Below are 26,205 nucleotides of genomic sequence, written 5' to 3'. Positions count from 1 at the left end.
CGGCTGACGTGTCAGGTCGACCGCCCGGCGGCGGAACTCCTCGGGATGGGCAGCGGGCATAGCTCGGACTCCTCTCCTGCAGCAGCAACGCTACAGATCAGGTGTCCGGGAAACCGGGTCAAGCTCCCTGACACAGCTGGAAGCGAGTAGAACCCATCCACAAAAGTCCTCGAGGATCCACGGACTGTCGTCCACGCGCCTGCCGAAAATCCACCGACAACCACACACGTCCACCTGCGTCCATCGAATGAGTTACGAACAAGTTGTGGCAACTCGTGACATCGAGCGGCATTTCGGGAGATGTCGCAGGTGCGTGGACTCCCCTGGACCTCGGCGGACCTCTACGGACGTACCGGGGAAAGCGTGAAACGAGAGGCCGGATCAGGCTATTTCGGCACATTCCTGCAGCTCAGAGGCATTTCTCGAGCCTCCTGTCGGGATTGAACTGACGACCTGTCGCTTACAAGGCTTCGACGACCGGATCAGGTGGATTCACCTGGACTCACGAAATGCGCCCTGAACTGCACGTTCGTCCATCGGCGTCCGCCGCGGTCCACCCCCGTCCGTCCCGACTTGTGACACTCTCGTGACACCGAGACCTTCCGTTGGGCACGGCGTGAGTTCTAATCTGACTGTGACACATGCTATCTCGTCAAGCGGCAATTGAAGACACTGCAAACACCAGAACGCACTCGACGCCACAGATGCTCGGCCGTCGCGAATGTCGGTGTGCGTGGAGTCGATAGTTCGTCGGCACCGGTCGTCGCAGGCTTGCGATGGGCCCTTCCGAAGGAACCTGAGTGCCCGGCGCCCGCCGCGAACTGCACCCGCGCTCGACTCGCCCTCACGTACGCCGCAGTGCCAGACCCACACGTTGCGACAACTCGTCACTCGTGATTCCGAACGTCTCGCGCACAGTCACTCCGGACGCACCGACGTCGAAGACAGCGAGGTCGGTGTAGATGCGCGAGACGCATCCGACTCCGGTCAGCGGGTAGCTGCACCGCTCGACGAGTTTCGAGGTTCCGTCCTTCGCAAAAAGGGACATCATCACGAACACCTGCTTGGCGCCGATCGCAAGATCCATCGCCCCACCGACCGCGGGGATGGCGTCCGGCGCACCGGTGTGCCAATTGGCGAGGTCACCGGTCACCGACACCTGGAACGCACCGAGCACACACACGTCGAGGTGCCCGCCGCGCATCATGGCGAAGGAATCGGCGTGATGAAAGTACGCCGAGCCGGGGAGCTCGGTGACGGGCGCTTTGCCGGCGTTGGTGAGGTCCGGGTCGATGTCGTCGCCGGTGGCCGCCGGGCCCATGTTGAGCATCCCGTTCTCGGTGTGCAGGACCACCCCCGAGTCGCCGGCGAGGTGATCGGCGACGGACGTGGGCAGACCGATTCCGAGGTTGACGAACGAGCCGGGTGCGATGTCGGCGGCGACCAGAGCGGCCATCGCGGAGGTCGAGAGCGGACCGGTCATACGGCGACCACCTTGTCGATGTAGATACTGGGAGTGACGACGTTCTCGGGATCGAGGTCACCGGTAGGGACGATCTCGCTCACCTGGGCGATAGTGGTCCGCGCTGCGGTCGCCATCACCGGACCGAAGTTTCGGGCGGTCTTGCGGTAGACCAGGTTGCCCATGCCATCGGACCGGTACGCACCGATAAGAGCCACGTCACCTGCCAACGGATACTCCAGGATGTACTGCCGACCGTCGATCTCGCGCTGTTCCTTGCCGTCGGCGAGCGGAGTTTCGACGGCGGTGGGGCAGTAGAAGGCTCCGATGCCGGCGCCCGCGGCGCGAAGACGCTCGGCCAATGTCCCCTGTGGAACGACCTCCAGGGTGATGGCGCCCGCACGATAGAGACCGTCGAACACCCACGAGTCGGACTGCCGCGGAAACGAGCAGATCACCTTCCGCACGCGCCCGGCAGCCAGCAGTGCCGCGAGGCCGGTGTCCCCGTTACCCGCATTGTTCGACACTACGGTCAGGTCCGTGGCGCCTTGCTCGATGAGGGCGTCGATCAACCGGACCGGCATCCCCGCCATACCGAAACCGCCTACCAGCACAGTGCTTCCGTCGGCGATCTCGCTGACGGCGTCCAACGCGGAGTCGCAGATCTGCACCATCAGTGAACCTCCCGGACGTTCTCGACGACGACAGCCAAGGCTTGGCCGACGCCGATGCAGATGGCCGCGACACCCCACCGTTCACGGGACTCGACCAACCGGTGAGCGAGCGTCCCGAGAATGCGTGCCCCGGAAGCGCCGAGCGGGTGGCCGATGGCGATCGCTCCACCCTTGGCGTTGACGATCTCCGGGTCGGTGAGTCCGTCAGCGAGCCAGGCGTCGACGCACGCGATCGACTGCACCGCGAAGGCTTCGTTGAGTTCCACCGCGGACACGTCGGACCATCCGATGCCGGCGCGGGCGAGGGCGCGGCCGGCCGCAGCAACCGGGGCGTACCCGAAGTCCTGCGGGTCGCAGGCGTGGGCCGCTCGTCCGGCTATGCGCACCAGGGGTTCTCCCAGATCGGCGTGCTCGGAACCGAGGAGCAACGCCGACGCACCGTCGTTGAGAGGTGACGCGTTGCCGGCGGTGATCGTCCCGTCGGCACGGAACGCAGGCTTCAGCCCTGCAAGTGAGTCGGCGGTGGAATCGTCGCGGATGCTCTCGTCGCGGGCCAGTCCCTCGAGAGGCACCACGATGTCGTCGTAGAAGCCCGACTCCCAACCCTGACGGGCCAGGCGGTGGGAGCGGGCGGCGAACTTATCCTGGCGCTTCCGCGAGATCCCGAACCGGTCGGCGAGCTGCTCGTTGCACTCGCCGAGCGAGATCGTCCACTCCGCGGGCATGCGCTCGTTCATAAGCCGCCACCCCAGAGTGGTCGAGACCGCGGTGACGTCGCGGGCGGGGAACGCCCGCGAGGGCTTCGGCATGACCCAGGGAGCGCGCGTCATCGACTCGACGCCACCGACGACGACGATGTCCGCATCGCCCGCGTCGATGGCGCGGGAACCGATGATCGCGGCGTCCAGGGACGAGCCACACAGCCTGTTGACCGTGGTGGCCGGCACGCTGGTCGGCAGCCCGGCCAGGAGCGTGGCCATACGACCGACGTTCCTGTTGTCCTCGCCGGCCTGATTGGCGCACCCGAACACGACGTCGTCGATCGACTCCGTGTGCAGAGACGGGACTTTCGCCATCACGGCTTTCAGGGCGGTGGCGGCGAGGTCGTCGGGGCGATGGCCGGAGAGCGAGCCTCCGAAGCGCCCGAACGGTGTCCGGACGGCGGAGTAGACGAAGGACGACGTGGTCATGGGTTCACCGTAGGACGCCGTACTGATCGTGTCCAAGACCTGATCACGATCGATTGAGTGCCTGAACCGATATATGCTGCGGTGGTGGACTCACGTGTTCTGAGACTGTTCCTCACCCTCGCCGAGGAGCGGCACTTCGGCCGGGCCGCCGCGCGCAGTCACATAGCCCAGCCGGCGTTGTCCCAGAATATCATCGGTCTCGAAACCGAGTTGGGAGTGCGCCTGTTCGACCGCTCGACACGGCGAGTCGAGATCACCGAGGCCGGCCGGCGGTTCACCGAACACGCGCAGCGCATCGTCTCGTCGGTGGACCACGCGGTCTCCGACATGCGCGCGTTCGCCAACGGGTTCACCGGCCGGGTGTCCGTCGGATTCGTCGGGACCGCCACCTACGACGTCCTCCCCCTGCTGGCGCACCGCGTCCGCGAGGACCTCCCCGACATCGACCTGCAGCTGCGCGGGGAACTGCTCACACCACAATTGCTCGACGGACTCGGCACGGGTGCATACGACCTCGTGCTGATACGTCCGGGACTCACCGATCGCCCCGCCCCCGCTGTCGAGCTGGAAGTACTGCGGACGGAGAAGCTGGTGGCCGTTCTTCCTGCATCGTCTCCCCATGCGAAGGAACCCGAGGTGAGCCTCGCCGATCTCGCCGACGACACGTTCCTGACCCACCCGTCCCAGTCACGCTCGACCATGCACCACCGTGTGATGGCAGCCTGCGCACGCGCCGGATTCGTGCCTCACACAGTGGAAGTCAGCGAAACGGCCACTCAGGTCGTCTCCGTCGCCGCAGGACTCGGAGTCGCTCTGGCGCCGGAAGCCGTGCGACACCTCGGCCTCGACGGAGTGGTCTACAGACCTCTGGCCGTCGATGAGACCGTTCAACTGTCGTTGGTCCAGCGCAGCGGCGACTCCACAGCCGCAATCGTGGCCGTTGTCGAACTCATTCGTTCCGTCATGTCGCGCAAGCGTTCCCCTGCGTAAGCACTCGGGTCTCCGAGGACAGCGCGATGAAGCAACGCTGCTTCGTCAGTGTGACGAAGCAGCAGCGCACGACTCGCACCCTCGTCGATGCGTGCAGTGCATAGCGACCAGAACATTGCCGGTGGTGGACCCCAGCCCGGCCCGATGATGACATATGTAGCGCAGATCACACTTTTCCGGTGATAGCTGGGAGAGATTTCACTCGAGGGGAACGCATGACCACCACGCCTGCGCCGTCGGAGAACGACGTCCGTCACCTAAGCGCTCACACCACGACACCGGACCATGCGCTGAAGGTGTACGACGACGCGCGAGCGCGCTGCCCCGTCGCGCACAGCGAGGAGCACGGAGGCTTCCATCTGATGCTCGATCACGCCACGGTGCGGGCGACAGCGGCCGACCACCGCCGATTCTCCTCGGAGCCTCAGGTCCTGCGGCCCATTCTCCCGCGGGAGTCCCTCGCCGCGTTGGAGATGGATCCGCCTCGACACGGTGACTGGCGCGCTCTGTTCGATCAGGCGGTGACTCCGCACGTCGTCAAGGTCATGGAGCCACTCGTTCGTCGTGACGTGAACCGCCACATCGACGCACTCGTGGCCGAGGACGGTGGAGATCTCGTGACAGGGCTTTCCGAGATGGTGCCGGCGGAGGCCATCTGCCGGTTGATGGGAATCGACGACGAGTTGGTTCCCGAGGTACGAGACCGTGCGGTCGCGATGCTCGGCGCGCTGGGTGACCCCGCCGAGTTCCCGGCAAAGCTCCAGCGATTCAGGGAAATCTCGCTGGCCGAGATCGGTAAGCGCAAGGAAGCTCCCCGAGACGACTTCCTGACCTACCTAACGACAGCGAAGGTGGACGGAGAACTCGTCGACGACGAGGGGTACATCGCCGTGCTGACCGGTTTCCTCGGTGCGGGTCACCACACGACCACGTCGGGGATCAGCAGCCTCGTTCTCGAGGTCTTCGGTCGGCCCGACGTACGGGCGCAGCTCCTCGCGGATCCGAGCTTCGTGCCGATCGCGGTTGAGGAAGCCTTGCGGCTCCGCCCCCCGTTCTTCGGGTTCTTCCGTCGAGCGACTGTCGACTCCTCGGTAGCCGGTGTGGACATCACGGCGGGCGACGACGTCTACCTGGGGTGGGCTGCGGCGAACCGGGACCCGTCGATGTTCGAGTGCCCGTCCGAGTTCCGACTCGACCGCGGACGGAACCGGCACCTGACGTTCGGGTCCGGCCTGCACACCTGCCCGGGCGCCCCGTTGGCCAGGATGGAACTCCGTGTGTGTCTGGAGGAACTGCTCCGTCGAGTACCCGACCTCGAGTTGGACACCCGATCTTCCGAATACCTGTTCGCCGGTGGTGACTACGCCTACGTCACCACGCTGCCCGCTCGCTTCCCTCGTCGGGACGACGCTCGATGAGCACAGGCATCCCGAGTTGGATGGTGCCCGAGGCGACTACGGCGTCGGCCGACACCATCAAGGTCGACGTCCTCGATCGACGCGCGGTCGCGCAGGACGTCGTCGAGTTGACGCTCGGCGGCCGCGGTCCGCTCCCGACGTGGACACCGGGCTCCCACATCGACATCCATCTCCCGGCCGATCTGGTGCGCCAGTATTCGTTGTGCGGGGACCCGGACGACGCCGAGGTGTACCGGGTCGCGATCCTGCGGGAGTCGGACGGCCGAGGCGGCTCGCTCCACCTTCATGACAGCGTCGCGAAGAACTCGATTCTCGAGATCTCGCCACCGCGCAACCACTTCTCTCTCGCACGAGCCGAGCGGTACGTCTTCGTCGCGGGCGGGATCGGCATCACTCCACTGCTACCGATGATGAGGGCCGCCGACGCGCAGGGAGCGGACTGGACACTCGACTACTGCGGCCGCACACGATGTGCGATGGCGTATGCGGATGTTCTGGAACCCGATCCGAGAGTCCGACTCGCCGCCGCGGACGAGGGCGGACGCCTGGACGTCGAGGCCGTGCTCGCCGCGCCCGGACAGGACACCCTCGTGTACTGCTGCGGTCCGAGTCGCCTCCTCGACGCCGTCGAGGCGGTGACATCGACATGGCCGGAGGGTTCGATTCACACGGAGCGATTCACACCCCGTGAAATCGACGAACCGGTCCTGCCGTTCGACGTGCAGCTCGCTCGCTCCGGTATGTCCCTGCACGTACCTGCCGATCGCGCCATGATCGACGTTATGGAGGATGCCGGTGTGGTGGTGCCCGCGTCCTGCAGGCAGGGCACGTGCGGAACATGCGAAACCATGGTTCTCGCCGGGGCGCCCCAGCACCGGGACAGCGTCCTCACGCGTGCCGAACAGGACGCCGGCGATTGCATGATGGTATGTGTCTCGCGCGCGAACGGCACATCCCTTCTTCTCGACATCTGAACGGGGACAGACAGTATGGGGCCCTGCCACACCGACAACCATGACGCTCACGCATGACCGGTACTGCATTTCCGACGGCATCGTCGACTGTGATCACTGGAACACTCGACATATGACGACCACACAGAACGAGGCCCTGTTCGACATGTACGGCACCGCGACCCACCGGGACCGCACCGTCGTGGTCGCCGTGGACGGTACGGCCGACGGCTCCTCCGTACGACGTCTGCGTGCCGTCGATCTCTCGATGGCGACCGCGGCGTACCGGCACAGTCGCGCGCAGGGTGGTCACGGTGGCCCGGTGCTTCTCGAGGTGGAGGTCGTTCTGGCGTCGACTGCTCGTGAAGCACGTGTGACGTACCGGGACCTCGCGCTAGCTCCTCGCGACGCACGGTCCAACTATCTCTACGTGGGAACGCCGGCCGGCCTTTCCGGACTCGTTGCCGATATCGGTGCTGCCGGAGTGGCCGATGGGGTTATCCTGATCCCGCTCGACGACCGGATGACGAGTCACCTCTTGGTGTCCGACGCCATTCCGGCCATGGTGCGTATCGGAACGGTCGACGCGCGGACTGCGGAATCGCTGTCGCAAGCATTGGCTCCCTTCGGGCGAGATACCTGACGGAAGGTTTGTCGAACATGGAGGTCCGTGAACTCGAGTGGTTCGTCGTCCTGGCCCGCACCGAGAACGTCACCAACGCGGCCACTCAGCTTCACGTGAGTCAGCCCACGCTGTCCCGGGCGCTGGCCCGCATCGAGCGACAGCTCGGCGTGAAACTGTTCGACCGCAACCAGAATCGACTGCGCCTCAACAAGTACGGCGAGATCTATCGCGCACATGCCGTCCGCGCCATGAGAGAGTTGACGCAGGGTGAGGAGCGCATCAGAACGCTCGTCGATCCCGAACGTGGCGTCGTGTCGCTGGGGTTCCTGCACTCGTTCGGATCGTGGCTCATCCCTTCTCTGCTGGACAAGTACCACGTCGCGTCGCCGCTGACGACCTTCGAGCTCGAAGGTGGTGCCGCCGATGCGATCGTCGAGGCAGTCCGTAGCGGTCGCATCGACGTCGGGTTCGTCGCACCCCGCCCTGTCGCCGAGGACTTGGCCTGGGTTCCACTCGGTCGTGAGCTTCTGTGCCTCGAGGTGCCCCAGAACGACGAATTCGCCGCGCGTGACTTCATTTCCATCGCCGAGATCGCCACTCGACCCATGATCACCCTGGGTCCGAGCTACGGCTTGCGGCACGTGGTGGACCGGTTGTTCGACGACGCGGGAGTCACCCCCATCATCAGCATCGAGGCGACCGAACTGTCGACCTTGCGCGCGTTGGTACGACACGGGAGCGGGATAGCCATCGTTCCGGTTCCTCCTGCGGGCCAGGAGAGTCCGACGGTCACCATTCCCATCATCGATGCGAACGCCTTCCGCTTCTACGGAGCCGTCACGCGGAATCACGGGCCCACCGGGAGCGCGGCGAAAGCGTTTCTCGAGTACGTCTCCGGCCATTTCGCGACGGCCGACGTCGAGGTGGACGCCTAGTACGTGACGCAACAGGCCGATACCACCGGCGGAACCGGGGGTATCGGCCTGTCGACGCGCTGCGCTCCTACTGCTCTGCCGGCGCCAGGACGATGTCGAAGCGCACATCGCTCCACGACGGGACGACACGCCCGTCGGGAGTCGGCTCGGAGGTGTGCCGGACGAAGGACTTGATCAAGGACTCCTTGACTCCGAACACGGCATCCTTCCACCCGATCTCGTCCCCGACGACGAAGATGTGCGTGACCAGACGTCGGTGCTCGGGGGCGGTCACCATGAAGTGCAGGTGGCTGGCTCGCATGGGCGAGCGATTCGTCGCGGTGAGCATGGCTCCCACCGGCCCGTCGTGAGGAATGGGATAGGGAGTCGGGGTGAGCGCCCAGAAGCGGAACCGGCCGTCCTCGTCGGCGAACAGGTGTGCCCGTGCCGCCGTCCGGCCGTCGTCGTACTGGACGTCGTAATTGCCGGCCTCGTCGGCTTCCCACACCTCGATACGCGCACCCGCGATCGGGTGTCCCTCAGTGTCCGACACGCTGCCGGTCACCCAGCAAGGCTCCCCCTCCGCGCCGAACGCCATGTCCGCGCCCTGGTCGATGTGCGGTGCGTTCTCCACGAAGAATGGTCCGAACACGGTGGCCTCCGTGGCATCGGCGACCGGGGGGTTGTTCATTCCGATCACCTGCATGGACAAGCCGAGCACGTCGGAGAGCAGGATGAACTCCTGCCGGGTGTCCGTACACGTCTGCCCGGTCCGGGTGAGAAAGCTGATCATGGACTCCCACTCGGGCTCCGTCAGGCGGAGCTCGCGCGCCGCGGCGTGTACGTGCCGGACGACGGTGTGCATGATCGACCGGAGCCGGTCGTCGGGCGTGCCGTCGAACGAGGCGAGCACCGTGTCGACGAGTGCCTGCTCTCGCGTCTCCTGCACGCTCGACACACTCTGCCGATCGTTCCTGGTGTCGGTCATCCCCGCTCCTCCTCGTCGTGCGGTGTCACGGGCTCGCCGGCCCACGCGGCGGTGATCAGTGTTCGCAGGTCCGGCCCGGTCACCGGGCGGGGGTTCGACGGCGGCGCCAACGGGAGCACCCTCTCCACTGCGAGGTCGATACCGCTCTCGGGCATGCCCAACTCACGCAGGGACTTGGCCGCCTCGAGACCGCGTCCCAGGTCGTACAGACCACGCGCGGCAGGCGCTCCCCCCAGTGCGTCGGACACTCGCCGCGCCGCGTCGAGGGCGCTCGCGGCGTTGAAGTCCACGACGTAGGGCAGGACGACGCCGTGGGTGTCCGCATGGGACAACGAGAACGCACCACCGAGAACGTGACAGATCTTGTGATGGAGGCCGCTCCCTGCCGACGCGAACGCCACTGCGGCGAGGTACGCGCCGTAGAGCATCGAGTCACGCGCGTCGAGATCGTCGGCGTCGGCGATCGTGGCGCGCAGTCCCGTCACCAGTGCCCGCAGGCCCTCGGTTCCCCACGCGACGTTGATGGGATCGGCTCGCGGTGCCCAGAAGCCGTCCACGGCGTGGGCGACGGCGTTGAGTCCGGACGCCGACGTGAGCGATCGCGGCAGGGAGGCGAAGAGCATCGCGTCGTACACCACGGCGACAGGCAGCACGCGGGGGTCCGACCCCGTCGTCTTCCGGTCGCCCTCCGTCTGTCCCCACACATCGGTCGCCTCGGATCCCGCGAACGTGGTCGGGACCGCGATGACGGGGATCGAGGTGTCGCGGGCGACGAACTTCGCCAGGCCGGTGGCGGACCCTCCGCCGATGCTGACGATCGCGTCGACCGCCTCGTCCCGCGCTCGGGCGACAGCGGCGTGCCCGTCCGCGACGGGAACGTGCTGGGTCACCCCGTCGATTCGCGCGACCACCGGCACACGAGCGGCGATGCCGTCCGCCAGGTCGGCCGCGAACGAATCCGCGATCACGAACACTCGGGTCGCGGACAGCGAGTCGAGTGCCGTGGCGACGTTGTCGACGGCGCCGCCGCGGCCGAACAACACGCGTTGTGCCGGCGTCCGGTGATCGAAGGCCTTCACGATCGAGCCCCCGCCGATCTCGCCGACGTTCGCAGAGAGTCCAGCCACCGACCGAGCCGAACGGCCACGGCGCTCGGCGCCTCCACGGTCGAGAGATGGCCGATTCCGTCCAACACCGTCAGTTCGGCGCCGGGGACGGCGGCGGCGATCTCCCCACCCCATGCCTGCGGCGTGATCGCGTCCTCGGTTCCCGCCAGCACGAGTGTCGGCACCGTCAAGAACGGGAGTTCGGCACGGCGGTCGCGCCTGGTCATCACCGCGGTCTGCTGCGCGATGAACACGTCGGGTCCGAGGTCGCGTGCCATCTCGGCCGCGAGCGCAGACACGTCCGAACGCCCCCGGCCCACCGCGGTGGAGATCAGCGTGACCGCCTCGTCGAAGCCGCCGCCTCGCACCATGTCGATCAACCCGAGCGAGTTCTGCCGACGGGCGTCGTCGGCCGCGACGGCAGAGGAGTTGAGCAGCGCGAGTCCCAGCACCGCGGGGGTACCGCGCAGAGCGATCTCGAGTGACACGTACCCGCCCATGGAGTTACCGGCCAGGTAGAACGAGTCCGGTGCCTGAGCCAGGACACTGTCGGCCATCTCCTCCATGGACGAGCCCTCGCCCCGAACGACGAGGGTCTCCGTCGTGGCGGACACGAGGTCGGCGACCGGCTGCCACAGCCTCTCGTCGGACCCCAGAGCCGGAACGAACACCAGCGGTGCCGCGGTGCTCACGATGCCGCCCCGTCGATTGCCAGGATGCATCCGGAGGTGAAGCCGGCGTGCTCGGACACCAGATAAGACACTGCTGCGGCGATCTCGGTGCCTGTCCCGGTCCGCCCCACCGGGATGGCGGCCCGGGTGGCGGCCTGCGCGTCCTCGGACAAGGCCTCGAAGATCGTGCGCACTCGTCCTGCGTCGGGCAGCACCAGACCCGGCGACACGGAGTTGACGGTGATTCCGGTGGACCCGAGATCCTTGGCGAGCTGCTTGGTGAGACCGTTGACCGCGGCCTTGGACGCGGCGTAGGGCAACCGGGCGCCGACGGTGCCGGACGGCCCGGCGAGTCCGTTGGCGACGGCGGACGAGAAATTGACGATCCGGCCGTACCCATGACGGATCATCAGCGGGACCGCCTCCCGGCAGCACAGGAATGCGCTGGTCAAGTTGTTGTCGAGCACATTCCTCCACACGTCCGCACTGAGGTCGTCCAGCGTGCGGACCTGCGCAGTGCCGCTGCCCCCGGCCGTGTTGACCAACGCGTCGAGCCGACCGAAGTGAGCGTCGATGTCCGAGAAGGCTGCGCTCACGGCGGCCTCGTCGGCGAGGTCGACTGCACAGCTCAGGATGTCGATCCCGGGCACGACCGTCTCGATGTGCTTCGCTGACTGCGCGAGACCCTCGTACTGGATGTCGAGCAGGACGAGCGAGAACCCGTCACGCGCAAGCTGTTCCGCGATTTCCGCACCGAGTCCCTGAGCTGCCCCGGTCACGGCCGCGACTCTGGTGTCCGACGTCGCACTTCCGGCGCCGGTCACCCGAGCGGTCCCCAGAACGTCTCGCCGCCGTACGTGTCCGACATGGGCGCGAGAGTCTCGGGCCACACGCCCGGTTCCACGACTCGACGACTCTCCGGCGAGCGCACCGCACCGTCCCAGCCGACCTGTTCCATGTAGTAGTAGAGCTGCATGACGTGACCGTCCGGTGCGACGGCATGGATGGCGTAGTCGACACCCGGATGAATCTGCTGCGGAAGGTCGATGAGCTTCGCTCCCCGAGCTTCCAGGAACGTCTTCGCCTCGCGGAGCTGCTCGTAGGATCCGAGCTGCACGCCGAAGGAGAGCAGGGTGGTGCTCTCGCTCAGTCCCAGCTCACTCCTGGTCTCGATCGGAAACAGAGCGATGCTGTGATGCTCGGTGTTGGCGCGGAGGAAGACGGCGCGCCGACCCTCCACGACTGTCTCCTCGGACTTCACGAGCCCGAGCGTCTCAGTGTAGAAGCGCTCCGCCGCATCGATATCGGCGACGAAGATGCTCACGGGACCGATACGCACCGGCTTGAAGGGACGGGACAGCAACACGCCGCCGACGTCGTACGTCTTGGGGAGTGTGTCGATCCAGCGGTGACCGGACGTCAGATCGATACCGTCGGCCTCGGCGTCGTCGAGCTCGGTCCCCTCCGACCGTGTGGGCAGCTCGGGATGCTCGTTCGCCCACGGCCACATGGCCTCCGGCTTGCTGACTCCGTCCCAGCCGACCTGCTCGATACCGTACTCGAGCTCGTTGGTGTGACCGGTCGGGTCGGGAAAGTACGTGTGCCAGTTCGATCCCGGATCGCGGCCGTAACGGTCGATCTTCGAGCCCTGCTCCTGGAGCCACAGGCGTGCCTGGACGACCTCGCGCAGCGATCCGACCTGCCAGGTGATCTGGTTGACCGTGATGTCCGGGCGAGCGGAATTCTCGTTCTTGTCCACCCACGGGCGCGGCATGAGCACCAGGGTGTGATGGTCGCTGTTGTGGCGGAGGAAGTAGATCCGGGTGTCCGCGAGACCGTCGAGCCACGGACCGGGGTCGTACTTGTTCAGATCCAGCATGTCCGCCACCACGAATCCGAGGATGTCGCGGTAGAAGGTCACGGCCTCACCCGTGTCGGCCACGCTGATCCCGAAGTGGTTGAGCCTGCGGATCTTGAACGGGCGGTCGTACTCGACCCCGCCGACGGCGTACTTCTTCGCGCTCATGGTCACTGCACTCCCGTCCGTGTGCCGGAAATCGTGTTCGTGACGGAACCGATCACGTCCGAGGAGACCTCGACGACGTCGCCCGGGCTCAGGAACGCGCTGTCGTCCTCGTACTTGCCCTCGGCATCTCGGGGGCTGGAGTCCACAGCGGTCCCCTTCGGCGTTCCGCCGCTGATGAGATCGCCGGGGAACAGCGTGGAGTCACGCGAGAGATACGCACCCAGGGCGGCGAACGAGTGGATCATCGACTTCGTGCTGCCGGACTGCCGGACCTCACCGTTGACCCGCGACTCGACCGCGATGTCCTGAGCATCGAGTCCTTCGTCGACGACGATCCACGGCCCGACGGTCGCCGAGCCGTCGAAGTTCTTCGAGTACTGGAAATCCGGACCGAACGACACGTTGTCGCGGATGGACCAGTCGTTCACCAGGGTGTATCCGTAGATGTACGAGCCGAAGTCGTCGGCCGCGATGTCCTTTCCTCGTCTTCCGAGCACCACGGCGACCTCTGCTTCGTAGTCGAGGAGGTCGGTGCGGCGCGGGAACGGGAGGTCGTCACCGTCGGCGGAGACCACGCGCGGATCCTTGACGAAGAACTTGGGCCCACCGCTCACGAGCCGGCCCAGCGTGCTCTTGTCGGAGTCGCTGGACGTGTTGTCCGCTGCGGCCTGCATATGGTCGGCGAAGTTCGCCAAGGCGGCGAAAATTCGAGAGGGTGTCTCGATCGGTGCATGCAGTCGCACCGAGTCGAGCGCGAACACGAGCTGTTCGCCGGCAGCGCCGGTGCGGACGGCGGAGTCCGAGAGATGATCGAGAGCGGCACGGACGGCGGCCAGTGCGGAGTCACCCTGCTCGATGAACGAGTTCAGGTCGGACGGCACCTCGTGCGCGGCACGCGCACTCGGCCGACGGGTGTCCGTGCTCTCGGCCAGATACTTGGTGTACGCGCCGTGGGCGTCGACGACGTCGTCGTCCACGACGACACCCACTCGACGGTGCGGACCGAAAACTGCGATCTTCATGAGACTCCCTGTGCTGATTGTCGTGTCGTGTCCCGTCGAGCCGGGTCGGCTCCCACGTCCTTCATGAGACGCCCGCCGTCGGGGGTGAGGCTGTAGATGGCGAGGCGAGTGATGAGACCGCCACGCACGGTGAAGAAGTCGCCGAGGATCACGTCGTGGCCGTCGGCCTTCAGGTCGATCTCGACCGCGACGCGCTCGCCGTCGACGACGTACTGCCGGGGCGAGGGCACCATCGTCGAGGACGACAACCCACCCTCGTACATCCGCCGGATCGCATCGGCACCGTCGAGCGTCCCGGTCGCGTTCTGCAACACTGCATCCGAGGCGAACAAAGCCGACACTGCCGCTGCGTCGCCTGCCGTGACACCCGCGAAGTAGGCAGAGACGACCTCGGACGGGGTCGCTGCGGTGTCGCTCATGCGCCGAGGTAGCGGGTCGAGGCGTAGACGGACTGATACTCGAAGTAGGCATTGATGCCCTCGGGGCCCAGTTCCCGGCCGAGACCGGAATCCTTGAATCCGCCGAACGGTGCCCCGAGGTCGAGGGTGTAGTAGTTCAGTCCGATCGTGCCGGTCCGGACCCGACGAGCGACCGCGAGAGCGCGGTCCTCGTCGGCGCTCCACACGGATCCGCCGAGGCCGTAGTTGCTGTCGTTCGCGATGCGCACCGCGTCGTCGTCGTCGTCGAACGGCATGAGTGCCATCACCGGACCGAATACCTCCTCGCGGGCCAACCGGTCGGAGTTGTCGACGTCGGCGAAGACCGTCGGCTGCACGAACCAGCCCCGGTCGAGGCCCTCGGGCCGGCCGCCGCCGGTCACCAGGCGTGCGTTCGAGTCCTTCGCGATGTCGATGTACCCGAGCACCTTGTCCCGGTGTGTGCTGGTCGCCATCGGCCCCATGGTCACGGCCGGGTCCAGAGGATCACCGAGGACGTACGAGTCGGCAAAGTTCGCGACGGCGTCGACGACCTCCTCGTATCGCGAACGAGCGATGAGAATGCGCGACTGCGTGGTGCAGGTCTGGCTGTTGTTGAGGAAGGAGGAGTTGTCCAGCCCCGCCACCAACGTGTCGATGTTCACGTCGTCCAACACGAGGGCGGCGGACTTGCCGCCGAGTTCGAGCGTGGATCGTCGCAGCAGGCGTCCGCATTCGGCCGCGATGGAGCGACCGGCCTCGGTGGACCCGGTGAACGCGATCTTGTCCACCAGCGGGTGCGAGACGAGCGACGCACCGGCATCACGATCGCCGAGCACGATGTTGAGAACGCCGGCGGGCAGGCCCGCCTCGATCGCGGCATCGGCGAAGACGTAGGAATCGAGGGCCGTCTCGGGGGACGGCTTGAGCACCACCGTGCATCCGGCCGCGAGTGCGGGCGCGATCTTGAACATCGCGAGGGCCTGCGGGAAGTTCCACGGCGCGATCGCTCCGACCACACCGACGGGAACGCGGCGGACGATCGTGGACCCGGCCTGGCTGGGGCGCACGTCCTCGAGGGGCAGGCTCTCGACGATGTCCGCGTACATCCGCAGAAGGGCACCGGGGGCTCCGCCGTTCAACGCCTGCGACAGTCCCAGGATCATGCCGTTCTCGCGGCTCACGAGTGACGCGGTGTCGCCGGCGCGGGCATCGAGCGCATCGGCGAACGCGCGCATCACGGTCGCTCGCTCGGCAGCGGTGGTCCGGCCCCACGGACCGTCGTCGAGCGCTCGCCGCGCGGCGCGCACCGCCACGTCGATGTCGGCCTCGCCGCCGAGAGCCGCGACTCCGATCCGCTCGCCCGTGGACGCCTCGATCTGGTCGCGCAACTCGAGGTGAACGGGGTCGGCCCAGACCCCGTCGATGAAGAACTTCGTGCGGTCGAGGTTGACGGTCCGGTCGACGGTGACAGACATATGAGCTCTCCTTGTACGAGGACGGGGCGGGTGACCGATTGCGGTGAGACCCCGATCACTGTCGATCCTGTGCTCGACCGGTCCGAGTCGCAAGGTCAGGAACTTCCTTGCCCCCATGTCCTCGACGCATCACCGCAGGTGATTCCATACATGCAGCACATGGGAGCCGTCGGCCGGTCAGTCGACGGGGGTGACGCCGGCGGCGCGCAGCACGGCGCGAGCCCGGAGCAGCACCGGCGCATCCACCATGTGGCCGTCGACCCGCACCGCGGCTCCGGCCGCGGCGGCACGCACGATCGCCCGAGCGGACTCGATCTCGCGATCCCCCGGGCGGAACGCTCGAGTGCTCTGCTCGATCTGCGACGGGTGGATCGCGAGCTTCCCGCGCATCCCGAGTTCGACCGCGTGGCGAAGATCGTCTGCGAGCACGTCGCCGTCGTCCAGTGCTGTCGTCACTCCGTCCACGGGTCCGGGCTTGCCGGCGATGCGGGAGGCGAGGACGAGTTCGGACCGGGCGTGGAGCATCGCCGTGCGGGTCGGTTCGCACCCGAGATCGACCGCATAGTCGAGGTGCCCGAACGCGAGGCGGGCCACGCTCGGGTCCGCGGCGATCACGCGTGCCCGGTCGAGTCCGACCGCGGACTCGACGAGCGCGACGACGGGACACCGAAGCCTTCGCGTGAGGTCCCAGTAATCGACGGTGTCGTCCGCCTTGGGCACCATGACGCCCACCAGCCCGACCGACTCGGACAAGCCGTCGATGTCGTCGACATGCTCGACGTCGTCCACCGAGTTCACCCGCACACATCCGCGACCGCCGCCGTCGAGCCACCGCACGACGTCTGCTCGTGCTGCCGACTTGTTCTCGCGTGCCACGGCGTCCTCGAGGTCGAGTACCACCACGTCCGCACCGGACCGAGCCGCCTTGTCGAACCGTGCCGGGCGATCGCCCGGCACGAACAGGAAGGTGGTCGCGTCCCGGATCAGCCCCGGGGTGCTCGTGGCGGCGACCCGCGTCGTCACCGGTGCATGCCCGCGGTGACCGCCGTGATCCCGAACTCCTCGAGGACCGCCTCGGTGTGCTGGCCCACCGAGGGGACGGGCCCCATCACAGCCGACGATCCCGACATCGTGACCGGTGGGATCAGAGCGCGCAGATCACCGACCGGGGACCCGTAGGTGCGCCAACGGTTTCGCGACTCGAGCTGAGGATGCGACGCGAGTCCGTCCATCGTGCGCAGGAGAGCGTTGGCGATGCCGGCCCGCTCCAGGAGCTCGGCGACATCTTCCGCGGACCAGGCCGTGAACACCCGCTCGATCTCGGACCGCAGCTCCGCGTTGTGCTCGACCCGGAGTGAGTTCCGTACGAATCGTGGATCCGTCGCCAGGCCCGGCAACCCCAGGATGCGGTCGCAGAAGACGGCCCACTCGCGTTCGTTCTGGATGCCGAGAAAGACCTCGTGGCGGTCCCCACAGGTGAACGGGCCGTACGGCGCGATCGCGGCGTGCCGCGCACCCGTTCGGCCGGGCGCGGTTCCGCCGTACATCGCGTAGTTGAGCGGGAAGCCCATCCACTCCGCCAGTGCCTCGAGCATCGAGATCTCGATGGTGGCTCCCTCGCCGGTGCGCTCACGGCGGATCACCGCGGTCAGCACACCCGAGTAGGCGTACATCCCGGACGCGATGTCGGCGATGGAGATTCCGACCTTGGACGGTTCGTCCTCGGTTCCGGTGATGGACACCAGACCGGCCTCGCACTGCACGAGCAGGTCGTACGCCTTCTTCGACGAGTAGGGACCCCCTTCGCCGTATCCGGAGATCGAGACGTGGATGAGCCGCGGATCGATCGCGCGCAGCTCCGCCGCGCCGAGCCCCAGCCGTTCGGCAGCCCCGGGCGCCAGATTCTGGACGAAGACATCGGCCCCGGAGACCAATTTGCGCAACGCTTCCCGGCCGTGGTCCGTCTTCAGGTCGAGTGCGACCGATTCCTTGGAACGGTTGAGCCAGACGAAGTGACTCGCCAGTCCGTTCACCGTCTCGTCGTACGCGCGGGCGAAGTCGCCGACGCCCGGGCGTTCGATCTTGATGACGCGTGCACCGAGATCAGCGAGTTGACGTGTCGCGAAGGGGGCAGCCACGGCCTGCTCCAACGACACGATCGTGAGTCCGTCGAGTGCGTTCACAATACGTTCTCTCGTTCGTCGGCGCGGGCCGGCCGCCCGATCCGGTCGGCCAGTAGAGAGGGGCTCTCGAGGGTCTTCGTGAAGCGGAGAACCTCGGCCGCGAACTCGCGGTCGTGCGACATCCGCCGGAACATCTCGAGGTCGCGATCACGCGCGACCGGATCTGACGAGTGGAACAGCAGCCTCTTGTTGGCCGAGGCGCGCGGGCTCGCCTTCTCGACGAACGCGGCACGGCGCTCGCGGGCGTAGGCGGTGAGCACCGAGTCGTCGGCCTGCCCGAGTGCGACGGCACCGAGCGTCTCGATGAGTGCGTAAGCGTCGAACAGTCCCATGGTCAGCCCGAGACCGCCGGTGGGGTTGGTGGCGTGTGCCGCGTCACCGGCGAGAAGCACACGACCGGCGCGGAACGACGACGCCGCGCGCTGGTGCATGCGGTACGGCGACGTCGCGACGATCTCGATACCTACCGCGACCTCTGGACCGAAGACGGCCGAGAGGAACGCAGGCATACGGTCGTCGATGGAGTCGGCCGGGAGAGCCGCATCCTCCATGTAGGTGTAACGCCAGGTGCCGTGGTCGCCGTCCTCGTCGATCTTCGCGATGATGGCCCCGTAGACGTCGTCGACGTAGAACGTCGACTGAGCCCACCCCTCACGATCGTCCGGGAAGCGAATGTTCGTGGCGACGAAGCGTTCCGGCCACGTCATCCCGTCGAAGCCCAGATCGAGAACTCGGCGGACGGTCGATCCGGCGCCGTCGGCGCCGACGAGCCACTGCGCCGACAGGACGGTCTCCGCGCCGGGCCCGGAGAACGTCACTGTGACACCGGCGTCGTCCTGCTTCACTCCGGAGATCGGGTGATCGAACAGCACTCGCGCGTTGTCGAACTTCTGCAACTCGCGCAGGACGACCGCGGCGAGCGCTCCCTGTCCGAGATGAAGATTGAAGGGCCTCGCCACCTTTCCCTCCAGTGCCTGCAGGCCGTACGGGATGATCTCGCCCGTGTCTCGCACGCGGTAGGCGTAGTCCTGCTTCAGGAAACCTGCGGCACTTGCCTTGTCGAGCAGACCGAGCCGAGACAACCCGTCGAGCGTCGACCAGTGGTAGACGATCGCGCGGGGGGTGTCCTGCAGAGCCGAGCCACGTTCGACGACGGTCACGCTGACACCCTGCTGGGCGAGACCCAGGGCGGTCAGCAGCCCGGTGGGTCCGGCTCCGGCGACGATGACCTGCTGTTGATGTTGCACGATTCCTCCGTACTCGTTCGCGACCCGACCCCTGTGCGTGCGGCAGATGCCGTTGTCGCTCCACCCATCACGATCCTGCACGGGGCTTCGGAAGGCCAATGCCATTGCCTCGTGGTTGCCATACACTCGGCGCATGGACATCCGGAGTGTCAAGTATTTTCTCGCCGTCGCCGAAGCCGGGTCCATCACCGAGGCCGCGAGGGCGCTGCACCTGTCGCAGCCGCCGCTGAGCAGCGCCATGACCAAGCTCGAGTCCGAGCTCGACGTCCGACTGTTCGAGCGGCACGCCCGCGGAATCGCGCTCACGGACGCCGGCCGGTACCTCCAGAGTGCGGGCAGACGGTTGGTCGCCGAGGAGAGGCGCATCGCGTCGGCACTTCGCTCGATGGGTCTCGGTCTCGACGGGGAACTCCGCATCGGCGCCGAACCCCTCGGCCTGTCGCACGTCGTCGGCGCTGCGGTGGCGCACTTCCTCGCCGAACATCCGCGCATCACACTGGAATTGGCCGATGCCAACCCTCGGACGCTGCTCGAGAACGTCGCCGACGGATATCTCGACCTGGCCGTGATCCCCGTTCTGCCCGAGGAACCGCTGCCCACCGTCAACGACGTCGCGTTCTCGACGACCGTCATCGCACGTTCGACCCTGACCCTGGTCGTTCCGCCGTCCTCGCGCCTGGCCGATCGCGGCGAGGTCTCGCTCGCCGACCTGCGCGACGAACGATGGATCCTGCCCACCAGGGTGCCGGGTGCACGGAGCCTGTCCCGGTTGCTCGACGACCGCTTCGCGACAGCCGGCGGCAGCCCGACGTCCGTGGTGTCCGTGCCCACGGTGGAGACCGCGGCGACCCTCGTCGCAGCGGGTGTCGGTGTGTCCGTGCTGAGTCGGGAGATGGCCGAGCGGCATTCGGGCGTGCGTGCGGTGGCTGTCGAGGACGGGTGGCCGGACCTCCCGCTCGGCGTGGTGCGGCGACTCGACGGCGTGATCACGCCGGTCGCGGGCCGGTTCCTCGACACCCTCGTCGCCCACGGACGCGGCGGTGTCACCGCGTCCGGTCAGGCCACGGGACTGGACGCGAGCGGAAGCATGGACTGAACCGTCTCCCATGACGTCTCCCGTCTCAACAGGGCACGGATCTTGACGAACTCGGCTCGACGTTCGAACGCCAGCACTCCGGCAACGACGTCGCCCGACCGGTAGACGTAGAGCGATCCGTCCTGTCCCGGGCTCTCCACTATCTCCTCGTCACCGGAGAGGAAGCCGGAGAACTGGATTCGCGTGCCGTGCTGATCGGACCAGAAGTACGGAACGGTGGCGCAGACCACCGGATCGGCCCCCGTCACGCTGTTGGCGGCATTGATGCCCGCGATGCGCCCCTGCTCGGCCGCGTTCGTCCAGTGCTCGATGCGCATCGTGCTGCCGAACCGGGCGTTGGGCCACCGTACGACGTCACCGGCCGCATAGACGCGGTCGGCAGCGCGCAGATGAGCATCGCATTCGATACCGTTGTTCAGGACGACCCCAGAGGACGCCAGCCACTCCGTCGAGGGCCGTACCCCGATCCCGAGCAGAACGACGTCCGCGGGCACGGTGGCACCGCTGCCGAGACGCAGCACGCGGCCCTCCGCGGTGTTCTCGAACCCCACCACGCCGTCGCCCAGCTGCAGGCCGACACCCGAATCACGATGCAGCGCCGCGTAGTCCGCTGCGACTCGATCACCGAAGCGGCCGAGCGGCTTCTCGGCCAGATCGACGATGGTGACAGCACGTCCGTCCTTCGCCAGGGTGGCGGCGAACTCACCACCGATGAAACCCGCACCGATCACCGCCACCGACCGGGTGCGATCGGACACCGCGTGCCGAAGGGCCGCCGCATCCTGGAATCGCCTCAGCGAGTACACATCCGGCAGATCCCGGAACAGTGGTGGGACGATCGGTTCACACCCGGTCGTGACGACGACCGCACCGTACTCGATCTCGCTCGCCCTCCCCGACCCGTCCACGACCTCCACCCTGCGTCCCCCGACATCGAGGGCCGTGGCGCGTGTGCCGAGTCGGAACTCCACTCCCCGCCCTCGCAGATCCGCCACCGACGGGTAGGTCAGCGCGGCCAGATCCAGGTCGTCACGCAACCCGACCTTGGACAGCGGGGGGCGTTCGTAGGGCGGATGCTCCTCGTCGCTCAGAACGGTGATCGCGAGGTCGGGGGCGTGCCGTGCGATGGCCTCCGCGGCACGGACGGCGGCCACCGAGCCGCCGACCACGAGTACGTCGGTACTCATCGCGGACCCACCTCGGTCACCGTGCTCGTCGCGCAGACGATGCCGGCCGCGCTGCGGGCGGCGGCACCCTTGTCGAGCCCGTCCTCTCCGGGTACCACCGTGAACGCCTGTGGACGGGTCATGGGCGACACCAGCCGGTAGCCGAACGTCCTGTCCTGCAACGACAGTCCACTGCGACGCATGTGCTCGGCCATCATGAAGGCCAGGAGCGGTCCGTGAATCACCAGTCCGTCGTAGCCTTCACGGCGACACCAGTCGAGGTCGTAGTGGATGCGGTGGGCGTTGTAGGTGAGGGCGGAGAACCGGAACAGCAGCGTCGCGTCCACGTCCAACGACAGAGTCGGACCGGTGACCGGCTCCTGCGCGGGCGCCGGCGTGGGGAGCGGGGCGGACCCACCCGCCCGGTACACGATGTCCTGCTCCTCGCGGACGACGATGCGCCCTCCCTGCGAGATCTCCTGCAGCACCGTGGTGAGCGTTAGCGGGCCCGTACGACCCACCTTGTCGACGGACTTCGCGATCGAAGTCACCTTGGTCGCCGGCTCACCGATGCGAAGACTCCCGAAGGTGGTCACCCGCCCGCCACCGAACATCCGGCGACGCCCCCCGGCGGGGGGAGCCGGTATCCCGGTGACCGGATGGCCGTCCTCCCCCAGGTCACGTTGGTTGTCGCGCGGCAGCAGGTACAGCCAGTGCCAGACGGGGGGCACGGTGTCGCCGAGACCGTGCGGTACGTCGATGTCCAGCAGGGCGGCCATCGACTCGACCGGTTCGGCCGAGATGACTTCGGTGCGCTCTTCGAAATCGGGCGAGGTCATGATGTGGGCACCCTTTCGGCGGCCAGGACGGACAGGAGCTCGGACAGATCGGGCGCCTCGTCGAGCGACTCCACGGCGTCGACCAGACGTTCCGCGACATCGCCGCCGAAGGGCTCGAGCAGGAGTGTGGCCTTCGCCACGACGTCGGCGTGACTCATCGGGTTCTTCGACGACCCGAACGCGAAGGTGGGATTGCCCGCGTCGACGGTCACGACCTCGCCGCTGCGCAGCCGCAGCTCGAGTCGAGGGCCGTCCTCGATCTCGATCGTGTCGTCGACGACCATCGAGATCTTCGCGAAAGTCGCGGCGATCTGCGGATCGGTCAGTCGTGGGGGGTCGTAATCTGCCAGTCCCAGCGGACGTCCGCACAGAGCGAGGGACACCGCATAGGGCAGGCTGAACTGGGCGTCGAACACCGTGTCGATCGGGTACACGGACAACATGTTCACTGCCGTGGTGCCCGCCGTGATCACGACGGCCTCGACGTCGTCGGGGGTCAGCGACCGCGCGGCGACGAGATCCTTCACCGTGTCCACCGCCGAGTGGGAGCCTCGGCAGCACGCGTACGGCTTGATGTAGGACGTTGCGACGTTGAGGTCCGTTCCGAGCCCCGCCAGTGCGCGCTCGGTGCCGTCCTCACCTCCCGCGTACAGCGAGAAGAGTCCGCCCCACGGGGCTTCGAAGAGTCGATGCGGGCCGGTCACGCCGCCCACGGCGAGGATCGCCGCGTCGACGCCCGTCTCCCCCGCCTTACCGGGGTGCACCCGCTTGCTCATCGCGCCGTCGTCGATGAACGCCCACACCCCTCCGGTGAACGACCCGGCGATCCCGAGCGCGTTCGTGTACTCGGCCTCGTCGGCGCCGAGACACGTCGCCGCGGCGGCAGCGGCGGCGAGCGAACCCATGGTGCCGCTCGAGTGCCACCCGCGGTCGGTGTGCAGCGCGAATCCGCCGAGGGCCTGCAGAGCGCGGTAGCCCACGTCGTACCCCGCGACGGTGGCCGTGAGGAGGGCACGTCCGTCGGCTCCGGCGCTCTCGGCGGCCGCGATCGCCGCGGGGAGGACGGTCGATCCCGCGTGTCCGGCTCCGCCTCCGTCGTCGAAGTCCCGAGCGTGCGCCGAGGTCCCGTTCACGAGCGCCGCCTGCGCGGGAGTCAGTCGTAGGCCGGTGCCCCACACCGTCGACCCGGCGTTCGTCGGGGTGAATCGTTCGAGCGCCCGGATCACTCCCTGCACCTCGGGGGTGACGCTGCCGACGAGTCCGATCGCGAGTGTGTCGAGGATGTGGTCCTTGATCCCCGCCACGACATCGACCGCGAGATCGTCGAAGCTCGTGCCGGCCCAGTGGGCCGCGAGCCGTTCGGTGAGTGAACGCGTGTGGTCGGTCATGACGCGGTGACCGGATCGAGATCCACAGCCAGCGAGCCGACCAACCACCGACCACCGCCGTGGCCGATCTCGGTTCCCTCGTCCACGACCACCGCGTCGGGATGGTGCTCGATGAGGTACCGCACGACCTCCTCCATCTCCACCTTGGCGAGGCTCTGCCCCAGGCATCCGTGGAGACCCGTGCTGAACGTGAGAGGCGGACTCGCTTCGCGGTCGAGGTCGAGCGTGTTCGGATCGGCGAATCGCTCGGGGTCCCGGTTGGCGGACCAGACGGCCACGTGTACGTCCGAGCCGGCGGGAATCGTGGTGCCCGCGAGATCGATGTCGACCGAGGCGATCTTGCTGACGATGCCGGGACGCGGATAGAGCCTGCACGCCTCCACGACCGCGGCCGGGATCAGTGACCTGTCCGCGATCAACCTCGCCCAGGCGGCTCGGTCGCGCAGCAGCGTCCACACGACGAGGCCCGTCTGATGCGCGGTGTTGACGGAACTGGCCTCCAGCATCGCGGTCGCCTCACTCAGGAGCTCCTCCGAGGTCAGCTTGCCGAGATCTTCCTGGCGGATGAGGAACGAGAGCATGTCGTCTCCGAGGCCGTCTCGCCGCTTGCGCGCGATGAGCTCCCGGAGATAGTCGAACAGTTCGTCGTACGCCTCGAGAATCGAGGATGTCAGACTCGGATCACGTTGCAGCAGAGCCAGAGTGCGTGCCGACAGGCTCGCGACTCGAGGAGCGTCCGCTGCGGGTGCGCCGGCCAGGTGGCAGTACACGCGTGCCGGGATCTTCTGATCGACGGCGGCATGGAAGTCGATCGGACCCGGTGCGCCTGTGGCGGGGTCGATCTCGGCGATGATGTCGCGCAGTACGGAGCGAATGTCCTCGACGGTCGACGGGCCCATGAAGCGCGCGAGCGGGGTCCGCAATCGCATGTGCCGCGGGCCGTCCGCCATGATCAGGCTGTTGGCGCGGAAGTCGTGCACGGGGCCGTCGGTGATGCCGAACTGTTCCATGAGGGTCAGGGCCGCGTTGACGAAGCGGCTGTCGCGGAGCACCTCGGTGGCGGTGGCGAAGTCCAGGACCGCATAGCCGTAGTCACCGTGCACGACAGCGCCGCTGTCGGTGGCTCCCCCGGTGTGCGCCGGGGAGTCCGGAGCGAAGGGGTCGAAGGCGTGAAGAGTACTCATGCGCGCGAGATCGCTCCCATCGGGCAGCAGAGGATGACCTCGTCGAGGTCCTGGTCCCGGTCGTCCGGGACCGTGTCGGCGAGCTGCTCGAGCAGCCCGTTGTCGGCGATCCGGAACACGTCGGGCATCAGAGCGGCACACGTGCCGTTCGCGTCGCACCGCGCGAAGTCGACCTTGACGTCGATCATGGGATACCTCTTCTCGGGTCGGAGTTCGGGTGACTCCGGCGGGGCCGGAGCGCGAACTATGTCGTACTTCACAGTGTCTCCCTGGTCCGGCCATCTGACAAATATGAATCTGGCACCCTTTCCATAGCTGTGAAGTATGGAAGGGGTGCCAGATGGTGAAACTTGCGCGGGGGTCAGGTCTCGTAGTGAACGACCTCCGGCACGGCGGCACACAGAGGTTGGATCAGCTCGCGGACCTGCGCGCCCGCGGACGAGGCCGCGAACACGTCGGTGTGATCCTCCAGGCGGTTCCAGACGGCGCGCAGAAGGAACGTGTCGTCGCGGTCGACGCTGCGGGACAGCGTGGCCTCCGAACACCCCTCCGCAGCGAGCAGGATGCTCCGGATGCTCTCGAATGCTGCCCTCAGGTCGTCGCCGGCGCCCGGCCGGACGGTCAGGGTGACGTGCTCGGCGATCACGGAAGCCCCCGCTCGGCGATCGCCGGCATGTCGACGAAACCGCCGCGCAGGAAGATGAGCGGTTCCGCCGAGTCACACTTGACGATCTCGAGTACCTTGCCGACCACGTGCAGATGGTCACCGATCCTGTCCACTCGATACGGCGCGCACTCCACCGTGACGGTCGCGCCCTCGAGCAGTGGCACACCGCGGGTCGAGGATCGCCAGTCCACACCGGCGAACCTGTCCTCGCCACGTCGCGAGAACGCTCGGCACATCTCCCGCGACTGCGCACCGAGGACGTTGATCCCGAAGTGTGCCGCCTCGGCGATGACCGGCCACGTCGTGGATGCGAGGTCGACGTAGAACGCGACCAGACGCGGTTCCAGCGAGACCGAGGTGAACGTGCCCACCGTCATGCCCGCCGGCCCCGCAGGTGTCCGCGCGGTGATGATCGACACGGATGTCGGGATGTGGCCCATGACCCGGCGATATTCCTCCGGACCGAGGGTCACCGACGCGTCGTCGTTCGTCATGACCGTCA

At 67.2% G+C, this 26,205-nt stretch carries 27 protein-coding genes; 6 read left to right on the top strand and 21 right to left on the bottom strand.

All coding sequences use genetic code 11. The features are described from left to right. Positions 1–844 precede the first annotated feature (844 nt). From HQ308_RS17965 to HQ308_RS17955, 3 genes are read right to left on the bottom strand one after another with little or no spacing between them, the layout of a single operon-like run. Positions 845–1,483: a 3-oxoacid CoA-transferase subunit B gene (locus HQ308_RS17965; RefSeq protein ID WP_222628178.1), complete on the bottom strand. Its 639-nt coding sequence runs from the start codon at positions 1,481–1,483 to the stop codon at positions 845–847. Next, positions 1,480–2,136: a 3-oxoacid CoA-transferase subunit A gene (locus tag HQ308_RS17960; protein ID WP_222628180.1), complete on the bottom strand. Its 657-nt coding sequence runs from the start codon at positions 2,134–2,136 to the stop codon at positions 1,480–1,482. The genes HQ308_RS17965 and HQ308_RS17960 overlap by 4 nt, the downstream gene beginning before the upstream one ends. Beyond that, complete coding sequence (locus tag HQ308_RS17955; protein ID WP_222628181.1) at positions 2,136–3,326, bottom strand: thiolase family protein; 1,191 nt, start codon at positions 3,324–3,326, stop codon at positions 2,136–2,138. The genes HQ308_RS17960 and HQ308_RS17955 overlap by 1 nt, the downstream gene beginning before the upstream one ends. Positions 3,327–3,410: 84 nt before the next feature. Here HQ308_RS17955 and HQ308_RS17950 point away from each other — a divergent pair, with 84 nt between their 5' ends. The 5 genes from HQ308_RS17950 to HQ308_RS17930 all read left to right on the top strand — a co-directional run bounded on the left by HQ308_RS17950 (position 3,411) and on the right by HQ308_RS17930 (position 8,247). Beyond that, the gene (locus tag HQ308_RS17950) at positions 3,411–4,316 is read left to right on the top strand and encodes a LysR family transcriptional regulator (protein WP_222647400.1); all 906 of its coding nucleotides are present in this window, start codon (positions 3,411–3,413) and stop codon (positions 4,314–4,316) included. Positions 4,317–4,531: 215 nt separating this feature from the next. After that, positions 4,532–5,734: a cytochrome P450 gene (locus HQ308_RS17945; RefSeq protein ID WP_222647399.1), complete on the top strand. Its 1,203-nt coding sequence runs from the start codon at positions 4,532–4,534 to the stop codon at positions 5,732–5,734. After that, complete coding sequence (locus tag HQ308_RS17940; RefSeq protein WP_261770264.1) at positions 5,731–6,708, top strand: PDR/VanB family oxidoreductase; 978 nt, start codon at positions 5,731–5,733, stop codon at positions 6,706–6,708. Before HQ308_RS17945 ends, HQ308_RS17940 begins: the two co-directional genes overlap by 4 nt. Before the next feature lie 112 nt (positions 6,709–6,820). Next, positions 6,821–7,330, top strand: a complete 510-nt coding sequence (locus tag HQ308_RS17935; RefSeq protein ID WP_222628187.1) for a hypothetical protein — start codon at positions 6,821–6,823, stop codon at positions 7,328–7,330. Positions 7,331–7,347: 17 nt separating this feature from the next. Beyond that, positions 7,348–8,247 (top strand): LysR family transcriptional regulator, encoded by a 900-nt coding sequence (locus HQ308_RS17930; protein WP_222628189.1) that lies wholly within the window; start codon positions 7,348–7,350, stop codon positions 8,245–8,247. A 67-nt stretch (positions 8,248–8,314) separates the two neighbouring features. On the opposite strand, the gene HQ308_RS17925 is transcribed toward HQ308_RS17930, so the two are convergent. From HQ308_RS17925 to HQ308_RS17875, 11 genes are all read right to left on the bottom strand, one after another. Then, positions 8,315–9,214: a dioxygenase gene (locus tag HQ308_RS17925; RefSeq protein WP_222628191.1), complete on the bottom strand. Its 900-nt coding sequence runs from the start codon at positions 9,212–9,214 to the stop codon at positions 8,315–8,317. After that, entirely contained in the window at positions 9,211–10,341 is a 1,131-nt protein-coding gene (locus HQ308_RS17920; protein WP_374198542.1) for a maleylacetate reductase, read from the bottom strand. Before HQ308_RS17920 ends, HQ308_RS17925 begins: the two co-directional genes overlap by 4 nt. Then, complete coding sequence (locus tag HQ308_RS17915) at positions 10,290–11,012, bottom strand: alpha/beta fold hydrolase (protein ID WP_308115485.1); 723 nt, start codon at positions 11,010–11,012, stop codon at positions 10,290–10,292. The genes HQ308_RS17920 and HQ308_RS17915 overlap by 52 nt, the downstream gene beginning before the upstream one ends. Next, a complete protein-coding gene (locus tag HQ308_RS17910) occupies positions 11,009–11,770 on the bottom strand; it encodes an SDR family NAD(P)-dependent oxidoreductase (protein WP_308115484.1) in 762 nt (253 codons plus the stop codon). The genes HQ308_RS17915 and HQ308_RS17910 overlap by 4 nt, the downstream gene beginning before the upstream one ends. A 41-nt stretch (positions 11,771–11,811) precedes the next feature. Next, complete coding sequence (locus HQ308_RS17905; protein ID WP_222628196.1) at positions 11,812–13,017, bottom strand: VOC family protein; 1,206 nt, start codon at positions 13,015–13,017, stop codon at positions 11,812–11,814. 2 nt (positions 13,018–13,019) lie between these two features. Continuing rightward, on the bottom strand, positions 13,020–14,039 hold the full coding sequence (locus tag HQ308_RS17900; protein ID WP_222628199.1) for a fumarylacetoacetate hydrolase family protein: 1,020 nt from the start codon (positions 14,037–14,039) through the stop codon (positions 13,020–13,022). After that, complete coding sequence (locus HQ308_RS17895) at positions 14,036–14,458, bottom strand: nuclear transport factor 2 family protein (RefSeq protein WP_222628201.1); 423 nt, start codon at positions 14,456–14,458, stop codon at positions 14,036–14,038. The genes HQ308_RS17900 and HQ308_RS17895 overlap by 4 nt, the downstream gene beginning before the upstream one ends. After that, a complete protein-coding gene (locus HQ308_RS17890; protein WP_222628203.1) occupies positions 14,455–15,933 on the bottom strand; it encodes an aldehyde dehydrogenase in 1,479 nt (492 codons plus the stop codon). The genes HQ308_RS17895 and HQ308_RS17890 overlap by 4 nt, the downstream gene beginning before the upstream one ends. 177 nt (positions 15,934–16,110) lie before the next feature. After that, entirely contained in the window at positions 16,111–16,956 is an 846-nt protein-coding gene (locus tag HQ308_RS17885; protein ID WP_222628206.1) for a CoA ester lyase, read from the bottom strand. Further along, on the bottom strand, positions 16,953–18,116 hold the full coding sequence (locus HQ308_RS17880; protein WP_222647398.1) for a CaiB/BaiF CoA-transferase family protein: 1,164 nt from the start codon (positions 18,114–18,116) through the stop codon (positions 16,953–16,955). Before HQ308_RS17880 ends, HQ308_RS17885 begins: the two co-directional genes overlap by 4 nt. Continuing rightward, on the bottom strand, positions 18,113–19,363 hold the full coding sequence (locus HQ308_RS17875; RefSeq protein WP_308115814.1) for an NAD(P)/FAD-dependent oxidoreductase: 1,251 nt from the start codon (positions 19,361–19,363) through the stop codon (positions 18,113–18,115). The genes HQ308_RS17880 and HQ308_RS17875 overlap by 4 nt, the downstream gene beginning before the upstream one ends. Before the next feature lie 133 nt (positions 19,364–19,496). On the opposite strand from HQ308_RS17875, the gene HQ308_RS17870 reads away from it, so the two are divergent. Then, complete coding sequence (locus HQ308_RS17870; RefSeq protein ID WP_222628210.1) at positions 19,497–20,459, top strand: LysR family transcriptional regulator; 963 nt, start codon at positions 19,497–19,499, stop codon at positions 20,457–20,459. Here HQ308_RS17870 and HQ308_RS17865 read toward each other — a convergent pair. The 7 genes from HQ308_RS17865 to HQ308_RS17835 all read right to left on the bottom strand — a co-directional run bounded on the left by HQ308_RS17865 (position 20,420) and on the right by HQ308_RS17835 (position 26,197). After that, entirely contained in the window at positions 20,420–21,646 is a 1,227-nt protein-coding gene (locus HQ308_RS17865; RefSeq protein WP_222647397.1) for an NAD(P)/FAD-dependent oxidoreductase, read from the bottom strand. The two genes, HQ308_RS17870 and HQ308_RS17865, sit on opposite strands and share 40 nt — an antisense overlap. Then, positions 21,643–22,464 carry a mesaconyl-C4 CoA hydratase gene (locus HQ308_RS17860; RefSeq protein WP_222628213.1) on the bottom strand — a complete coding sequence of 274 codons (822 nt, stop codon included), beginning with the start codon at positions 22,462–22,464 and terminating at the stop codon, positions 21,643–21,645. Before HQ308_RS17860 ends, HQ308_RS17865 begins: the two co-directional genes overlap by 4 nt. Continuing rightward, the gene (locus HQ308_RS17855) at positions 22,461–23,852 is read right to left on the bottom strand and encodes an MmgE/PrpD family protein (protein WP_222628215.1); all 1,392 of its coding nucleotides are present in this window, start codon (positions 23,850–23,852) and stop codon (positions 22,461–22,463) included. The genes HQ308_RS17860 and HQ308_RS17855 overlap by 4 nt, the downstream gene beginning before the upstream one ends. Beyond that, positions 23,849–25,036, bottom strand: a complete 1,188-nt coding sequence (locus HQ308_RS17850) for a cytochrome P450 (protein WP_222647396.1) — start codon at positions 25,034–25,036, stop codon at positions 23,849–23,851. Before HQ308_RS17850 ends, HQ308_RS17855 begins: the two co-directional genes overlap by 4 nt. Continuing rightward, positions 25,033–25,224 (bottom strand): ferredoxin, encoded by a 192-nt coding sequence (locus tag HQ308_RS17845; RefSeq protein ID WP_222628219.1) that lies wholly within the window; start codon positions 25,222–25,224, stop codon positions 25,033–25,035. Before HQ308_RS17845 ends, HQ308_RS17850 begins: the two co-directional genes overlap by 4 nt. Before the next feature lie 173 nt (positions 25,225–25,397). Further along, positions 25,398–25,682, bottom strand: a complete 285-nt coding sequence (locus HQ308_RS17840; protein ID WP_222628220.1) for an antibiotic biosynthesis monooxygenase family protein — start codon at positions 25,680–25,682, stop codon at positions 25,398–25,400. Further along, positions 25,679–26,197, bottom strand: a complete 519-nt coding sequence (locus tag HQ308_RS17835) for a flavin reductase family protein (protein WP_261770265.1) — start codon at positions 26,195–26,197, stop codon at positions 25,679–25,681. Before HQ308_RS17835 ends, HQ308_RS17840 begins: the two co-directional genes overlap by 4 nt. Between the last annotated feature and the right edge of the window lie 8 nt (positions 26,198–26,205).

Origin of the sequence: Rhodococcus sp. BP-241 (assembly GCF_019836145.1) — a bacterium.
Taxonomy (GTDB): Bacteria; Actinomycetota; Actinomycetes; order Mycobacteriales; family Mycobacteriaceae; genus Rhodococcoides.
The sequence above is the reverse complement of the archived record's forward strand: the minus strand, read 5'-3'. Positions and strand labels throughout refer to the sequence as shown.

Excerpts from the sequence above, each read along its gene's own strand:
- HQ308_RS17960 (WP_222628180.1), bottom strand. The coding sequence starts at position 2,136 with ATGGTGCAGATCTGCGACTCCGCGTTGGACGCCGTCAGCGAGATCGCC.
- HQ308_RS17860 (WP_222628213.1), bottom strand. The coding sequence starts at position 22,464 with ATGACCTCGCCCGATTTCGAAGAGCGCACCGAAGTCATCTCGGCCGAA.
- HQ308_RS17905 (WP_222628196.1), bottom strand. The coding sequence starts at position 13,017 with ATGAGCGCGAAGAAGTACGCCGTCGGCGGGGTCGAGTACGACCGCCCG.
- HQ308_RS17940 (WP_261770264.1), top strand. The coding sequence starts at position 5,731 with ATGAGCACAGGCATCCCGAGTTGGATGGTGCCCGAGGCGACTACGGCG.
- HQ308_RS17945 (WP_222647399.1), top strand. The coding sequence starts at position 4,532 with ATGACCACCACGCCTGCGCCGTCGGAGAACGACGTCCGTCACCTAAGC.
- HQ308_RS17900 (WP_222628199.1), bottom strand. The coding sequence starts at position 14,039 with ATGAAGATCGCAGTTTTCGGTCCGCACCGTCGAGTGGGTGTCGTCGTG.
- HQ308_RS17845 (WP_222628219.1), bottom strand. The coding sequence starts at position 25,224 with ATGATCGACGTCAAGGTCGACTTCGCGCGGTGCGACGCGAACGGCACG.
- HQ308_RS17895 (WP_222628201.1), bottom strand. The coding sequence starts at position 14,458 with ATGAGCGACACCGCAGCGACCCCGTCCGAGGTCGTCTCTGCCTACTTC.
- HQ308_RS17925 (WP_222628191.1), bottom strand. The coding sequence starts at position 9,214 with ATGACCGACACCAGGAACGATCGGCAGAGTGTGTCGAGCGTGCAGGAG.
- HQ308_RS17855 (WP_222628215.1), bottom strand. The coding sequence starts at position 23,852 with ATGACCGACCACACGCGTTCACTCACCGAACGGCTCGCGGCCCACTGG.
- HQ308_RS17835 (WP_261770265.1), bottom strand. The coding sequence starts at position 26,197 with ATGACGAACGACGACGCGTCGGTGACCCTCGGTCCGGAGGAATATCGC.
- HQ308_RS17870 (WP_222628210.1), top strand. The coding sequence starts at position 19,497 with ATGGACATCCGGAGTGTCAAGTATTTTCTCGCCGTCGCCGAAGCCGGG.
- HQ308_RS17850 (WP_222647396.1), bottom strand. The coding sequence starts at position 25,036 with ATGAGTACTCTTCACGCCTTCGACCCCTTCGCTCCGGACTCCCCGGCG.
- HQ308_RS17865 (WP_222647397.1), bottom strand. The coding sequence starts at position 21,646 with ATGAGTACCGACGTACTCGTGGTCGGCGGCTCGGTGGCCGCCGTCCGT.
- HQ308_RS17930 (WP_222628189.1), top strand. The coding sequence starts at position 7,348 with ATGGAGGTCCGTGAACTCGAGTGGTTCGTCGTCCTGGCCCGCACCGAG.
- HQ308_RS17935 (WP_222628187.1), top strand. The coding sequence starts at position 6,821 with ATGACGACCACACAGAACGAGGCCCTGTTCGACATGTACGGCACCGCG.
- HQ308_RS17965 (WP_222628178.1), bottom strand. The coding sequence starts at position 1,483 with ATGACCGGTCCGCTCTCGACCTCCGCGATGGCCGCTCTGGTCGCCGCC.
- HQ308_RS17890 (WP_222628203.1), bottom strand. The coding sequence starts at position 15,933 with ATGTCTGTCACCGTCGACCGGACCGTCAACCTCGACCGCACGAAGTTC.
- HQ308_RS17955 (WP_222628181.1), bottom strand. The coding sequence starts at position 3,326 with ATGACCACGTCGTCCTTCGTCTACTCCGCCGTCCGGACACCGTTCGGG.